Consider the following 14,644-nt stretch of genomic DNA (forward strand, 5'->3'; position numbering starts at 1 on the left):
CCTTTCGCTCTCCATAAACGATACTTTCTTAACAAAAATTCTATATTTGATTAACTGCTATTCGCTGAGCAAGAAAGGGACGTTTTTGGGTAGTCAAACCAGAGTAAAGTTATATTAAATAAGATGTATAGTTTTTACTTGAGTATATAAGAATATGCTTATATAATGATGAGGAATTGATTTCATATAAGCATATACTTATTTAACTATTGAATAAGGGGGGGCAGTATGCAAATGAATGAAGCTTTGGATTTGGAAACCACCGCAAACATACTTAAATTACTAGGTGATAAAACCCGTTTGACCATGGTTAAGATCATGTCTGAACATGAATGCTGTGTCTGTGAATTTGTGGACCTGTTCGAAATGAGCCAGCCAGCTATCAGCCAACATTTACGAAAGTTGAAAGATAGTGGAATCGTGAATGAAGAGAGAAGGGGACAATGGATTTTTTACTCGTTAAACAAAACATCCTCATATCATTCATTTATTCTAACGATCATCGGGGATTTGCCAAGTCAAAACTTTAAATTAGAAGAATTAACAGCACAAGGAAAACGGATTTGTTGGGACTGACTAGGAGGTACAACTTAAGTGGGATCAGTTATTTTGGCAGTTATCATCTTTTTATTAACACTCATTCTCGTCATCTGGCAGCCAAAGGGACTGTCGATCGGATGGTCAGCTTGTGGCGGTGCTGTTTTGGCTTTACTTGTGGGAGTGGTAGATTTTGCTGATGTCATTGATGTGACATCGATTGTCTGGAACGCGACACTCGCCTTCATTGCCATCATCATCATCTCGCTCATTTTGGATGAGATAGGATTTTTTGAATGGGCAGCACTAAATATGGCTAGGGCAGCCAAGGGAAACGGAGTGAGGATGTTTGTTTATGTAAGTATTCTGGGTGCGCTTGTTGCTGCATTTTTTGCAAACGACGGAGCGGCCCTTATCCTTACACCAATTGTATTAGCGATGGTTCGTGCCTTGAAGTTTAGTGATAAAATGATTTTTCCATTTATCATCGCCAGTGGTTTTATTGCCGATACAACTTCATTACCTTTAGTGGTAAGCAATCTTGTAAACATAGTATCTGCAGACTTTTTCAGTATCAGTTTTGCCGGGTTTGCATCGAGAATGATCGTACCGGACATCTTTGCATTGGTAGCTAGCATCTTGGTTTTATATTTGTTTTTCCGTAAAAGCATCCCAAAGAATTATGATGTATCACAACTTAAGAAGCCAGTGGAAGCCATTCGGGATCAAAGAATGTTTCGATTGTCCTGGATTGTTCTGGGAATTTTACTTATTGGTTATTTTTCAAGTGAATTCATTGGGGTACCTGTATCCATCATTGCAGGCATCGTCGCCATTTTCTTCCTGATCATGGCTAGTAGGAGCCCGGCAGTCAACACGAAAACGGTTATTAAAGGCGCACCATGGGCAATCGTATTTTTCTCGATTGGCATGTATGTTGTGGTTTACAGCCTGCGGAATGTTGGATTGACGAATGTATTAACGGATTTAATCCAAGTTGCCGCCGATCAAGGATTATTTGCAGCAACGATTGGAATGGGCTTCATTGCCGCCATTCTCTCTTCGCTTATGAATAACATGCCAACCGTGATGATCGATGCACTTGCCATTTCCGATACCAATACTACCGGCGTTATCAAGGAAGCCCTTATATATGCAAATGTCATCGGTTCGGACTTGGGCCCGAAAATCACTCCGATCGGTTCTTTAGCTACATTGCTGTGGCTGCATGTACTATCGTTAAAAGGCGTGAAAATTTCATGGGGAACCTACTTTAAAACTGGAATCATCCTAACCATCCCAACATTGTTCATCACATTAGTTGGTTTATATATTTGGTTGCTCATCATACACTAAAGATTACTCTACTCATGAAGGAGAGAAACAGCATGGCTAAAAAAACACTATACTTCTTATGTACTGGTAACTCTTGCAGAAGCCAAATGGCAGAGGCCTGGGGGAAGAAATATTTAGGTGAAGAATGGCAAGTGCTTAGTGCAGGGCTCGAAGCACACGGGTTAAATCCAAAGGCCGTAAAAGCAATGCATGAAGCGGGATTGGACATCACCAATCAAACATCAGATACCATCGACACTGACATATTAAATAATGCGGATTTTGTGGTTACTTTATGCGGTGATGCGGCAGACAAATGTCCAATGACGCCACCGCATGTTAAACGGGAACACTGGGGCTTTGATGATCCGGCAAAAGCGGAAGGAACTGATGAAGAAAAATGGGCTACCTTCCAACGTGTCCGTGATGAAATCAGAGAAAGAATCGAACGGTTCTCTAAAACGGGCGTATAAAAAATGAAAGGCCGTGAGTGATGATTGTCGATAAAAAAGTATAAATTGCTTGATTCATTTCATTTCATCAGCACTTTTCTTCAAAAGGATTTGAGTCAATTTATCAGAATAGGGGACTTTGTTGCAGTTTTGTTAGTAGGATGTCCATTAATCAAAAAAAACTGCACCTCCAATTGTTAATGCTGTCTAACAATTGGGGTGCAGTTTTTTTTTGCAGCTCTTTTAGTCATTAAATCTTAATATCGACCTTAGCATTTTTCTTAAGTTCTTCCACACGTTTTACAAGCATTTCTTGTTTCTTTTGCTGCTTTAGCTGTTCCTTGATTTGCGGCTTCATTTCTTCAAGTTTCTGTACCTTCTGCCCGCTTGCCTTAGCTTGCTTCGCATACTGGTCGTAGGACTTTTCAATTTCTTCGTCAGTTGGTTCATCCACTTTAATCTCTTTTTCAACATACTTCGTATATGGAATATTCTCTGCGATCTGAGCATTCAACATTTTTGAATTCAGGCCTGCCTTTTTCATCGCTTCCTTGAATTTCTCTTCATTTCCATATTGGTCTTTGATTTGGGCAAGTTGCTTTTCGATTTCAGCCTTGGAAGCTGTATAGCCCTTTTTATCAGCAGCCTGAAGAAGCAATGTTTGCCCTACTAAAGAGTCGAGCGTTTGCTTTTTAATTTGTTTGGCTCCCTCTTTTGATGTTGGGTCTTGTCCGAATTGCTGCATCTGCATTTGTGTCGTGGACAAAACGGTATTATATTCCGCACCTGAAATTTTTTCGTCATTGACGATGGCCACGGTTTTCTTTTCATCCACCTTTTGCTTGTCTAGTTCCTTCTGCATTTCTTCCATCTTTTTTTGCTGTTCCTCAGTTGCTTTAGCCGTTTCTTTCTCATCATTCTTGTTTTGCTGTTCCTCAGTTGTTTTAGTCTCTTTCCCGCCACTTTTTTTATCAGCTTCATCGTTCGAACCACAAGCTGTTAGAACAACTGCCAATAATCCAATAACGATTGGGTACAATAGTTTCTTCATATTCAGTCTCCTCTCGTATTCAGTGCTAAAAAAATCATCTAATGCGCATTATAAAGGAATTCCCCATTAAAACACAATATATTCATTCTTTTTTCCAGAAAACAGGAAGATAGTATAGGCATTTTCTCATTATATTCGGTATAAGATTCAAGGAAATGAACCAATTTACCCTGCATCGATTCAATAGCTGAAAAGAGATAGTCAGACTGGCATACACGACAAAAGGGAAAGCACTTCGATCCATCCATAGCGGAGACAACCCTCTATTACCATATATCCCCGATGAACAGTAAGGATTTTTTGATATCTTACACATTCCTTCTTCTATTGTTTTTTTACTTATCTTTCATATAACATTAATACCCCACTAATACTTTCATCTTATTATGAAGTAAGAACTGACCTTTATAGGGTGATTTTCGAAAAAATGTAAGTTTGTAATCATATATATACAAATCCAATTTTTTGTTTACCATAATGGTTTTTTGAATTGGAACTACATAGTTAATTTGCTCCACCATCGTATCGATAGCTTGATCCCTATAAAACAGTTACTAGAAGAGAATGGGAGTTTTATTAATGAATAATCAAGAACCACATGAAGGGTTGGATAGACGGGATTTTATCAAGATAGGAGGAATGAGTACACTTGCCTTAACACTTGGATTCTCTGGACTTTCAGATGATTTATTTAGCACTGCAGCACTGGCAGAAGAAAAAGATGACATGGCTCTTCAATTTAATCGTAATGGAAAATTAAAAATCGTTCAATTTAATGATACACAAGATGATGAACGTATTGATCGTAGAACATTACAGCTTATGGAGAAAGTGCTTGATACAGAAAAACCTGATTTTGTTGTGATTAATGGAGACATTATTACGGGTGGATGCGATACATCTATGGAGATGAAGCAAGCCATTAACAATGTCGCACACCCTATGGAACAAAGAGGAATCAAGTGGGCCATTACCTTTGGAAATCATGATGAAGATTCTACCCCGAAGGGCGGTCTTAATGAGGAAGACATGCTCAAAATCTATCTTTCTTATAAATACAATATGAACAAGCCTACCGTCGAAGGTATTACTGGGACAGGTAACATGAATTTACTTATAAAGGATTCAAAAGGAAAAAAGGCAGCTTTCAACCTCTGGCTTCTTGACAGTGGAAGATATGCGCCAAAAACCATTGCAAATCAAGATTTCCAAGGATATCCGACTTGGGACTGGCTTCGTATTAATCAGGTGAATTGGTATTATGAGACGTCAAAAAAATTAGAGAGAAAATGGCAGAAAAAAATTCCTTCACTCGCTTTCATCCATATTCCTCTGTGGGAACATAGGTTTATGTGGTATGCGAGCGTAGATCAAAGAGCTGACTCCAATCATGAGGTAGCCGTTAAAAAGCATAATATAGTAGGAGAAAGAAATGAAGAAGAGTGTATGGGACCAATTAACGGGGGGCTGTTTTCAGCGATGCTGGAGAGAGGCGATGTCAAGGGCGTTTTTTGCGGACATGATCATATAAACACTTATGTAGGTAATTATTACGGAATCCTGCTTGGTTATGCGGGAAGTACCGGGTTCGGCGCTTATGGTCTGCCAGGAGCTGAAAGGAACAGACTGCGCGGCGCCAGAGTATTTAATTTAGATGAAAATACAGCTGAGGTTCTAGTAGAAACGCACATGGTATTCGCAAAGGACTACGGGATCGATTTGACAGCTAATGATCAGAGTATTGATCCTGTGCCTCTAGAAAACAATAAGAAAGTAAAAATGTAAAGCGGTAAAGAGGTTTTAAGAACATTGATTGCATTTACTAGATTTTGTACAGAATTGTGTATAAGGTAAATTTTACCGATTGGTTGATCGTTAAATAAAGTAGCAATTCTTTAATTTATATTTATAAGCTGAAAATCGGGCGCATTTCTTGAATAACGAAATTATTGATTTATCCGTGTCAAATCATAATGTTGTAATACTACAAATAAGGATAGATAAAGCTGATTAGGTTCAATTTTTATCTATCCTTATATAATGTTTAACATTATTTATTTTAATGAAAATATCAAATAGTCTTCTTTTTACATGGTCTTCTACTATTTCATTACATTTCTTTATTCTTACCTCTTTTAAAGTAATACAAGAGTGCGATGATCAAAATCAATAATACTAGAACGATCTTTACATCGTTTGAAGCCTTCATTGCTTGTGTCACCGAGTACGCCTCGACAAGGAGGGCAGGCAGTTTTCCGATGGATGTGGCGAGGAAGAAAGTCATCACGCCCGTCTCGCTTAATGCTGCTGTAAGGTTGATCACGCCGGATGGTATAAAAGGTAGGATTCTAAGCATCAGAATCATCCAAAATGCATGGTAGCCTTGTGACTTTTGCAGCTGCATGACCCACCGGTTCTTCATGAATTTGGGTTTGAAAGTTTGAAAGCCCTTTCGATATAACCAAAAGCTGACTACTGCTCCGGCAATTTCTCCCATGTAAGAAAGGATCAATCCCTTTTCAAATCCAAATGCGGTGATATTGGCAGCCGTGATGAATACGCTTGGAATAAAACCAAGAACGCTAATCAATATGTTCAATACTAAACTTACAGCAATGAAAAAGGGTCCGCTGGTTGCTAATGCATCAGAAATGAAATCCATATCAATCCACAGAACTCCATTTATATCCGATGCCCCAGACCGTTTTCAAATGTTGGTCTACTGGAAAACCTGCATGGCGCAATTTCTCTCTAATATTGCGAATATGGGAATCGATTGTCCGATCTTCCGTATCCGTTTTAAATCCCCATATGGTCGAAAGCAGGTGATCCCTGGAATACACTTGGTCAGGGGATTTTAAAAACAAGCACAACATGGAAAACTCTTTTGGCGTTAATGGGATGGTTTTGGAATCATAATGCGCTTCATAAGCGGATTCATTTAAATGTATCCCCTTAAAGAACACACCTTGGTGATTATGTACTCTTCGTGTAACAGCTTCAATTCTGGCAAGTAAAACATCTTCATTAAAGGGTTTCGTTACATAATCGTCCGCACCCTTTTTCAACCCTTTCACCATTTCTTCTGCAGCATCCCGGGCGGTGAGCATGATTATGGGAATATTGGAAAAACCCCGGATCCCTTCACATGTTTCCCATCCATCCATCTCAGGCATCATTACATCAAGAATGACAATGTCAGCATGTTCATGCTCTAAGAACAGTAAGGCTTCATGTCCAGATTTCATCTTAATGCAAGTATATCCGTGAGGTATAAGGTATAGCTCTATAAGATCAAGCATTCTCTGTTCATCATCGACCAGAACCACTGTCTTCATATTTTATCTCCTTAAATGTGATAATGAAGCACGTTCCTTGCTCCAAATTGCTTTTAACGGAAATGGTTCCACCTTGAACTTCCACTAATTGCTTGACGATGGAGAGCCCCAATCCGAATCCACCGGTATCTCTAGCGCGTGATTTCTCGACACGATATAATCGGTCAAAGATATGGGGTATATCTTCACTTGGAATGCCAACCCCTTGATCGATTATAGAGATGGAAATACTGCTAAGCGATTCAGTGGCTTTGATGGTAGTGACTGTATATTCGTTCGAGTACTTCAGTGCATTATCCAGCAGGTTAAGAATAACTTGCTCAAACCTTGAGGGATCAATATCTAAAAATAAATGATCCTTGCATACCAGGTGCAATTGAATTTTTTTATTTGTAAAAGCTGGTAACACTTTTTCATGAATGGTTTGCAGGAATGTAGAGAGCTGTACGGTTTCTTTTGAAATCGTAAATGTATTTACATCCATTCTAGCCATATTGAATAGTTCGTCCAATAATCTATTTAATCGTTGGGATTCATCATGGATGATCTCTAAGTATCGTGATCTTTCGGATGCATCCAATTCTTTTCGGCGGGCAATATCAGCGTAGCCCTTTATATAAGTTAGCGGCGTTCGCAGTTCATGAGAGATACTTGCCAAAAATTCATTGCGTTCCTTCTTTAAATAGTTCAATTCATTAGCCAAGCTTTGAATGGATTGGGCAAGTTCCCCAAGTTCATCATGAGATCGTACTGGTACAGCCACTGAAAAATTCCCTTTACTGAGTTTGGTGGTCGATTCTTTCATCGCAATAAGCGGTCTAGTCAAAGCTTTTGAAAGAAAATAAATGGTGATAATCATGAAGAAAAGGAGCAAAACAATTGCAAAGAGGAAATGTCTATTCAATTGAGCGATTAAATCTTCAACATCCCTCGTATCTTTGAACATATAGATATAGCCTTCATTTTTTTTATCACTGATAAATGGCGTAACGGTGGCTATATACCTTTCATCCTTCCAACTTGATTGGATGATGAGACCCTTTCGTGGTACTTGGGGGAGTTTTTTTTCTAAGATTTTTTTCATTCCCCCATTTACCTTTTCGGAAGATATCAGAATATCTCCTCTTGTATTCATTATCACGACATCTGTATCTGTATGTGATTCCATCAGGGCGATATGCTGAAGGGTTGAGTTTGAATAAGTGATTTCCAACACATCACGATGACTATTGCCACGGGCCTTCAGTGATTCCAATTCTTGATTGATACGGGAATGGATCACTTTATTATGTAAGTAAATCATGGAAACGGTTTCCATCAAAAAAATGCAAACAAAAATACATAGTCCCAACTTAAAGGAGATTTTCAAAATATTCACCTTCTTATTTGATGGAGTAAGTTTAGCAAAAAAGTATGAAGAAAGTATGCAGTTTTTTTCAATTTCTTCGCATCCTCTTAAACAACGATAATCCGAATGATGACAGGTTGCAAGAAGGACTTTAATGGACCCGAACCGCCATTTTTTTGTTTTGATATATGGACATGGGAATCAGTTTGTATTTGGGCACTTCCTACAAATAACAAACTATGAATTTTTTTGTGCAAAATCTACTGGGGAATATATAACACTTTGGATAGTAACGGACCATTATCTTCCATGCTATCATTCATTATTTTTAGAATCGGTGAGAAACCTTCTACAGCAAGGGGAATTCGAGAGCCGAATTTTAGAAGAAGTTTCACAGCTTTTTCAGGTTCAAGGTTACCACGGAACAGGTTTGAATAAAATTTAAAAGAACGCGGCGAACCTTATTTTAATCACGTATTACTGCCGATAAAAAACGGCAGTTTTTTCATTTTAGTCTACACAAAATGTTTTGTGTATAGGAAACATTTTGTTGCGATTGAATACTATGTAAAAAAAGGAGCTGATTCATATGAGTTGTACAAACCGTACACAAAAAAAAATAATGGCTTATTCCGCAATATTCAAAAAAATGGGCATTCTCAATGATGAGGAATACAAAAATATCACGAAGACCTTTCAAACAAAGGATTGATGATGGGTACATTGATATTCATAAACTTTTATCTCGCATTAAACGGGCTGTAAAACCCCCGCCTTAAATTGATGAGGAGGGGGTTTGCAGTCATACTTTATTGCCCTTTAGTTACAAAAAAAGGGATATATGGTATAGTTAGGGGTTCGTATGAAGGAAGTCGATTAAAAGGAGAGTATTAGATAGAATGAATGGAATATTTGACGCAGAGAAATATATGCATGCACCCTCTTTAATCCTTATTGCATTCAGTTGCATGCTGATTGGTATAGCATTTGCCATTATTTATAAAAAACAAGAAAGTTCTCCTAAGGCATGGAAGGCTCTCGTTGTGTTTGTACTAGGAATGATCACTTTTAGTTTTACTTTTAATCTATCAGATGAGGTGGTTAGTGTACCCATTATCCCTATAGGAGTTGCTCTCTTATCATGGTTATTGAGAAGGAAAGGAAATGAAGGGCGGTGGCAGCGATTCCGTCGATTTGCCTGGCTCGGATTCTTATCGAATTTCATCTTTTTGGGTGCTTCACTTTTAGCCATACCGCTGGATGAAATGATGTATCCTAAGGCTGACATATCTACATATATGATGGACATTAAAAGGGCTTCGCTGATGGCGACGCATCCGAACTCCAAAGAAGTCACTTTGAATAAAGAAGAGCTGGAAAGACAAATGAACAAGATGAAACAAAAAAAGACCGAGAGTGAATCTTGGTATTACGGAATCAATGAAGATAGCGGGTACAAAGAAATGTTCCCTTATATTTTGACAGGTACCGTTCCTAAAAAAGGAAGAGGTCTTGAAACACTCATTTTCATTGAAGAAGATGGAAAGGGTCTACTGATTACACCTAATAAAGGGCATCAGGTTTACTACAGGCTAGAGGAATCCATTTTGACTGGAGGTGCGTTAGAAGGATGACTAAAAAAACAAAAATGATTGTTTTCATTACAGCTGTTATATCGATTGGAGGTATCCTTTTATTTGTTCGATTTCCAAAAGAGCCGGAACCCTTCATATCGGACAGACAAGTCATCGAACGAATAAACTCAAACTTCTCTGAGGCTCAGCCTAGGGTCATACAAGATCAAATATTTTTGGATAATACACATGTGTTTGTCCCCTTTATTAACGTAGATAATGGGTATGGGATGAGCTTTTGGGTCTGGAAGGGCAATAAATGGAGAGTGGCTTCTGTGGAAAATAGCGGTCAGCCACAGGTTTGGAATGGAGAAGAAAAATCTTTGATCATGTGGAATATGGATCCGAAAGATGACATTTCCGAAATCAGGGTTTTTATGAAAAAAGATAGAGGTTTTATGGTATCGGATGGCATAGCTACCTATCAACCTGGAATAGAAATGATGCACAGCATTGCGCTTAATGGAAAAACGTACGGAGTCGGGAGGTATCCTGAAAATTGGAGGGAGCTTATGGATCAGTATGTAAAACTTCAGGTAGAAGATCGGCAGAGTGACTTCCCTGAATTTAACAACCTGATACAATTGGCTATAAATTTTTATGATAAGGATGGGAATGAGACATTTCCTGAGCACTCCTTAAACGGAAATGGCTATATGACAGGAGATAACTTTGTGGATGTTCCTTTCCTTGTTCAAGCGGATGAGTTGGAGGGAGCCTATTGAAAAGGGGCTGCCAAAATTAGCTTGCCATTACACGTATCAGTTTTTATATATTTGGCTATTGATCATTCATAAAATCCGCCGTTTTCATAATGAAGCTTAATTTTTAAAGTAAAAAGGAAGATTGTTGTGACCCGCTGGTATTCTCTGCGATAATGGAATAAAGAAATCGAAAAGGAGCTACGTAGGATGGCAGAGGACTTTAAGATTCCCAGCTTGAAAGTTGATGAGATCGATAAGAAAATCATATCGGTTTTACATGAAGATGCGCGAATTTCGTATACCGACTTAGCGAAGAAAGTGGAGCTCTCCAGGGTTGCGGTTCAGATGAGAATCAATCATCTTGTTGAAAACGGTGTGATTGAGAGGTTCACTGCGGTCATAAATCCAGCTAAGGTCGGCATCCATGTTTCGGCATTCTTTAACGTTGAGGTTGAACCTAAATATCTGGAATCAGTCGCACAGCAATTAGAAAGTGAACCGGCTGTAACGAGTTTATATCATATGACCGGTCCGAGTAAACTCCATATGCACGGAATCTTTACTGATAACCAGGAGATGGAACGTTTTCTCAATCAGAAGCTGTATGCGGTCGGCGGTGTTGTCAGCGTTGATTGCCAAATTCTCATTAAACGTTATAAAAGCCGGATGGGCATGAAGCTTTAAATGAAAAAATCCCCCTATATAGGTGGATTTTTTATTATTATGTGAGCGGGATGATAAAGCCGCCGTACGCAAAGGCAAGTATGATTACGAAGGCGGGGTGGATCTTGAATTTACCTAGGGCCAAAAAGGCCAATCCAGCGATGACGATTGAATGGATGTAGCCGATGGAACCTACGGCATCCTCGGCCATATTCCAGGTGAGCAATAACATCATGATCGCGATCACGGGCTGTACGAGCAGGGACATGCCTTTTACGATAGGCGATTGCTTGTATTTTCGTAGGATTTTTAATAAATATATCAAAGCCACGGCTGAAGGGATGATCGTGCCTGCCAATGCGACTAGAAATCCTGGCCAGCCATATACATCATATCCGACATATGCGGCTATTTTCGTGGCGATCGGCCCTGGGAGTGAATTTCCTAAAGCAAGCATTTGTGAGAACTCGGCATTATCAAGCCAGCCATAACGGGTGACGATTTGATCATACATAAGCGGAATCGAGGCTGGACCTCCGCCATAACCAAGAATATTGGCAATGAAAAACGCTAGAAAAACAGCAACTCCTATTGGGATAATAAGACCCATTAAGCGGATTCCTCCTTCCTATTAACCTTTTTATTTTTCAATCTTTCCTTTAATTTAAAATGGAACGCCCCATATAAAAGGAAAATCATAATGACGATACCCGGATGCAGGGAAATGACCTGCAGAAGCAAAAAGGAAATCGCAAAAAAGGTGATTCCGAGCACCTTTCCTAACCCTTTTACCGCCTTTTCGCCAAACTCATAAGCCATTTGACCAAGCATGACAGCGACAACCGGCATTACAGCAGCGATCATATTACTGATCATTGCCGAATTACTTAAAACATTAATGAATGCAATCAAGAAAACCATCGCAATGCATGAAGGTAAAACGTGAGCGGCCACGCTGACGATGGCTCCAGGCCAGCCTTTTAATTTATAACCAAGATATGCTGCCATCTTAGTGGCAATCGGTCCTGGGAGTGTATTGGCAATCGCCAAAGTGTCCCCGAATTCATCATCGTCGAGCCAGTGATAACGGGAAACTGCTTCGTGGCGGATGAGCGGGATGACAGATGGCCCGCCGCCGAAACCTAAAATCCCCGTCCTCATCATCCCAACAGTTAATTCCTTATATGGATTTTTCAAAACGATTCCTCCATGTTTTAAAATTTAGGATTTATTTCCAGGATCATGGATTAATGATAACAAAAGTGCTTTCGAAATGTATATAAAATTTTAATAATAATTACGTAACGAACGAAATAACTATCTTTTTTTAATAAAATAGGCTGATGAATTTAAAAAAACGCACTTTTTGTCTTGGAAACTAAAATTTGAATTACGTAAGAACAAGAACAAGATATAATACAATTGTCATAAATTTTCCAAAATATAAAATAAATAAAAAGAATAAATGCATGACCCAATCGATAATTGGGACGAAAATTAAGGTGGAAAGCCCTTTTGCATCGATGGCAGGAATTAAAATTCTTGAAAAAGGGGGGACTTTTAATTCGGCAGTGGCAGTCAGTGCCTGTTTGGATGTAGTTTATCCGCATATGACCGGGCTTGGTGGAGATACTTTCTGGCTTATATATGAAAAGAAGGACGGAAAACTCGTGCTAATAATGGAAGCGGACGCTCCAGAAGAAATGTCAATCTTGAAGCATATAGAGGGGAAAAGAAGATCCCTTTTCGCGGGGGAAGAAGCGCACTTACAGTTCCTGGGATGGTAGACGGTTGGGGTGAGATATTGAAGGAACACGCATGTTAGCTGAAGTTCTAGAGCCGGCGATCGAGTATGCTGAAGATGGTTTTCTGATTACGAAAAATCAAGTAATGTGTACCGAAAGAAATTGGGATTGGCTTTCGAAGGCACCGACGTTAAAGAAGGGAGTCTATAAAATATAAAAGAAACAACGGTTGTTTTTAATGAGTACCATTGTTTTATTTTCGTGAAAATAAAAGAGTGCTTAAGGCAATAAGTAAAATCAAGCCCCCTAGAGCTGCAGGGATCATTCCGAAACTGCCGCTTAAATAAATAAAGGTAAATACGGGAAACACCAAAACCAAAAACACTTTAAAAACATACGTATTTTTTGTCATAAAATACCTCCCTCTATAGAATATCACAATAATAGGGGAATATAAGCCAATTAGCAATATCCTAAACTTTTACAAGCAGTATGGACTTACCCCCGTCAAATAGATAGCTTAAAAAAAGACTAGGCTACCCTCATTATTTAATAATTTTGGACAACCTGAATCTTGAATTCTTTGAATAAGTTTGAAATTTATCCCCTTTTTTAGCCATAATTAAAATCCCCTCCAAGTAATAGTGTAACATCCATGTTTTTTCATGGACTTTTTACACTGTCTACTTTAAGGGGATAATATCAATAGGCAGCCCTTTTTAAAGTGACTGCTCTATAGGGTACATTTTAAAATATAACTCTAATAAACTTTTTAATATGTCATTCTTCCCGAATGACTAATAACACACCAATAAAAATTAATATTGTACCTATCCAAAAAGACAAGCCGATTTGTTCACCTAGTATTAACCAACCTAAAAAAGTTCCCACTATAGGTTGTAAAAAGAAAAATAATCCACCACTTGATGCGGTAAGCATTTGCAGTCCGCGATTCCACAGTAAAAAGGCACATGCTGTAGAAATAACGCCCAAGTATAAAAGACCGGCCCATATGGATGGATGCATGATTGCTTGAAAATCAAGCTCATCTAATCGACTAATCGTAATAGGTGTTAAAATGACAATTGCCACAAGCACAGCATATGTCGTTATAACAATTTGTGAATATTGCCCAGGTACACGTTTAATTAGAACAGACATGAGTGCCCAAGTTAATGCAGCAAAAAGCAGTGATACGCCCCCAAGTTGGTGAGATGAGCCGATATGGGCATTTCCGACAATGATACCGACACCGATCGTCGCTAAAATAACAGAAATTGATTTTTTAAAAGTAATCTTTTCTTTTAAAACGATACGTGCAAATATCACCATAAATGCAGGTGTTGTTGAAGTAATGATGGCTCCCATTTGTGCAGTAGATAGTAGCGTACCGACTTCCTGGGTTACGATAGATATTGTGTTTCCAACAAGTCCTATAATGAAAACCAAAAGCCAGTCTCGTTTTTCAATCCGCCAAGATTGTTTTGTTATGAAACCAATAGTTAGCAATGCTAAAATCGCAATTACATATCGTAATAATACTAATTCAAGTGGTGGAACAACGTCTACCACAACTTTTACCACAACATACATCCCGCCCCAAATGCTAGCAGCGAGTGATAAATATAAAGAACCTAATATAGTGTTTTTCATTTTGCACCCTCCGTTTTAACTAAACATTCCCAGTCCTTAACGGAGATGCAATTTTCTACCGTTAAGGAAGAATAACTGCAGGTACATCATTTTCGAATAGCGGTGACCACAACATCGGCTTTCAGCTCTCTTTCAAAAATATTTACATTCAATGATTTTAGTTAATTATGAAGCTATTCCGAGC

Annotated in this window: 17 protein-coding genes; 9 read left to right on the plus strand and 8 right to left on the minus strand. The window is 38.7% G+C overall.

Annotated features, from left to right (window positions below; genetic code table 11):
* Nucleotides 1–228 precede the first annotated feature (228 nt).
* The 3 genes from ACFX4L_RS12510 to arsC are packed head-to-tail and all read left to right on the plus strand — an operon-like array spanning nucleotide 229 to nucleotide 2,345.
* A complete protein-coding gene (locus ACFX4L_RS12510) occupies nucleotides 229–576 on the plus strand; it encodes an ArsR/SmtB family transcription factor (RefSeq protein ID WP_377382439.1) in 348 nt (115 codons plus the stop codon).
* A gap of 18 nt (nucleotides 577–594) precedes the next feature.
* Nucleotides 595–1,893 (plus strand): arsenic transporter, encoded by a 1,299-nt coding sequence (locus ACFX4L_RS12515; RefSeq protein WP_289338093.1) that lies wholly within the window; start codon nucleotides 595–597, stop codon nucleotides 1,891–1,893.
* Nucleotides 1,894–1,925: 32 nt separating this feature from the next.
* On the plus strand, nucleotides 1,926–2,345 hold the full coding sequence (gene arsC, locus ACFX4L_RS12520) for an arsenate reductase (thioredoxin) (RefSeq protein ID WP_377405300.1): 420 nt from the start codon (nucleotides 1,926–1,928) through the stop codon (nucleotides 2,343–2,345).
* A 229-nt stretch (nucleotides 2,346–2,574) separates the two neighbouring features.
* Here the strand turns inward: arsC and ACFX4L_RS12525 are convergent, their stop codons facing one another.
* Nucleotides 2,575–3,375: a SurA N-terminal domain-containing protein gene (locus ACFX4L_RS12525; RefSeq protein ID WP_377382446.1), complete on the minus strand. Its 801-nt coding sequence runs from the start codon at nucleotides 3,373–3,375 to the stop codon at nucleotides 2,575–2,577.
* Nucleotides 3,376–3,954: 579 nt separating this feature from the next.
* Here ACFX4L_RS12525 and ACFX4L_RS12530 point away from each other — a divergent pair.
* The gene (locus ACFX4L_RS12530; protein ID WP_377382449.1) at nucleotides 3,955–5,160 is read left to right on the plus strand and encodes a metallophosphoesterase family protein; all 1,206 of its coding nucleotides are present in this window, start codon (nucleotides 3,955–3,957) and stop codon (nucleotides 5,158–5,160) included.
* A gap of 325 nt (nucleotides 5,161–5,485) precedes the next feature.
* On the opposite strand, the gene ACFX4L_RS12535 is transcribed toward ACFX4L_RS12530, so the two are convergent.
* Genes ACFX4L_RS12535 through ACFX4L_RS12545 form a run of 3 tightly spaced genes read right to left on the minus strand, consistent with a single transcriptional unit; the run spans nucleotide 5,486 to nucleotide 8,016 of the window.
* Complete coding sequence (locus ACFX4L_RS12535; protein WP_377405303.1) at nucleotides 5,486–6,037, minus strand: TVP38/TMEM64 family protein; 552 nt, start codon at nucleotides 6,035–6,037, stop codon at nucleotides 5,486–5,488.
* A gap of 1 nt (nucleotide 6,038) precedes the next feature.
* Complete coding sequence (locus tag ACFX4L_RS12540) at nucleotides 6,039–6,713, minus strand: response regulator transcription factor (protein ID WP_317777174.1); 675 nt, start codon at nucleotides 6,711–6,713, stop codon at nucleotides 6,039–6,041.
* Nucleotides 6,688–8,016, minus strand: a complete 1,329-nt coding sequence (locus tag ACFX4L_RS12545) for a sensor histidine kinase (protein WP_377405306.1) — start codon at nucleotides 8,014–8,016, stop codon at nucleotides 6,688–6,690. The genes ACFX4L_RS12540 and ACFX4L_RS12545 overlap by 26 nt, the downstream gene beginning before the upstream one ends.
* 944 nt (nucleotides 8,017–8,960) lie before the next feature.
* Between ACFX4L_RS12545 and ACFX4L_RS12550 the strand changes: the two genes are divergently transcribed.
* The 3 genes from ACFX4L_RS12550 (at nucleotide 8,961) to chrS (ending at nucleotide 11,083) form a co-directional block, all read left to right on the plus strand.
* Entirely contained in the window at nucleotides 8,961–9,695 is a 735-nt protein-coding gene (locus ACFX4L_RS12550) for a hypothetical protein (RefSeq protein WP_377382458.1), read from the plus strand.
* On the plus strand, nucleotides 9,692–10,420 hold the full coding sequence (locus ACFX4L_RS12555) for a hypothetical protein (protein WP_377382461.1): 729 nt from the start codon (nucleotides 9,692–9,694) through the stop codon (nucleotides 10,418–10,420). The genes ACFX4L_RS12550 and ACFX4L_RS12555 overlap by 4 nt, the downstream gene beginning before the upstream one ends.
* Nucleotides 10,421–10,606: 186 nt before the next feature.
* Nucleotides 10,607–11,083, plus strand: coding sequence for a chromate efflux transcriptional regulator ChrS (chrS, locus tag ACFX4L_RS12560; RefSeq protein ID WP_377382464.1), 477 nt, complete (start codon nucleotides 10,607–10,609; stop codon nucleotides 11,081–11,083).
* 37 nt (nucleotides 11,084–11,120) lie between these two features.
* On the opposite strand, the gene chrA is transcribed toward chrS, so the two are convergent.
* On the minus strand, nucleotides 11,121–11,672 hold the full coding sequence (chrA, locus tag ACFX4L_RS12565; protein WP_284471612.1) for a chromate efflux transporter ChrA: 552 nt from the start codon (nucleotides 11,670–11,672) through the stop codon (nucleotides 11,121–11,123).
* Nucleotides 11,672–12,259 carry a chromate efflux transporter ChrB gene (gene chrB, locus ACFX4L_RS12570; protein ID WP_284471611.1) on the minus strand — a complete coding sequence of 196 codons (588 nt, stop codon included), beginning with the start codon at nucleotides 12,257–12,259 and terminating at the stop codon, nucleotides 11,672–11,674. The genes chrA and chrB overlap by 1 nt, the downstream gene beginning before the upstream one ends.
* 272 nt (nucleotides 12,260–12,531) lie before the next feature.
* Between chrB and ACFX4L_RS12575 the strand changes: the two genes are divergently transcribed.
* The gene (locus tag ACFX4L_RS12575) at nucleotides 12,532–12,849 is read left to right on the plus strand and encodes a gamma-glutamyltransferase (protein ID WP_377382467.1); all 318 of its coding nucleotides are present in this window, start codon (nucleotides 12,532–12,534) and stop codon (nucleotides 12,847–12,849) included.
* A gap of 31 nt (nucleotides 12,850–12,880) precedes the next feature.
* Complete coding sequence (locus tag ACFX4L_RS12580) at nucleotides 12,881–13,024, plus strand: gamma-glutamyltransferase family protein (RefSeq protein ID WP_260398863.1); 144 nt, start codon at nucleotides 12,881–12,883, stop codon at nucleotides 13,022–13,024.
* Nucleotides 13,025–13,060: 36 nt separating this feature from the next.
* On the opposite strand, the gene ACFX4L_RS12585 is transcribed toward ACFX4L_RS12580, so the two are convergent.
* Both ACFX4L_RS12585 and ACFX4L_RS12590 read right to left on the minus strand, forming a co-directional pair.
* Nucleotides 13,061–13,219, minus strand: coding sequence for a hypothetical protein (locus ACFX4L_RS12585; RefSeq protein WP_377382470.1), 159 nt, complete (start codon nucleotides 13,217–13,219; stop codon nucleotides 13,061–13,063).
* 368 nt (nucleotides 13,220–13,587) lie between these two features.
* On the minus strand, nucleotides 13,588–14,460 hold the full coding sequence (locus ACFX4L_RS12590; protein WP_377382473.1) for a DMT family transporter: 873 nt from the start codon (nucleotides 14,458–14,460) through the stop codon (nucleotides 13,588–13,590).
* Between the last annotated feature and the right edge of the window lie 184 nt (nucleotides 14,461–14,644).

This window comes from Peribacillus sp. YIM B13482, assembly GCF_042787975.1.
In the GTDB taxonomy this organism is placed as follows: Bacteria; Bacillota; Bacilli; order Bacillales; family DSM-1321; genus Peribacillus; species Peribacillus simplex_A.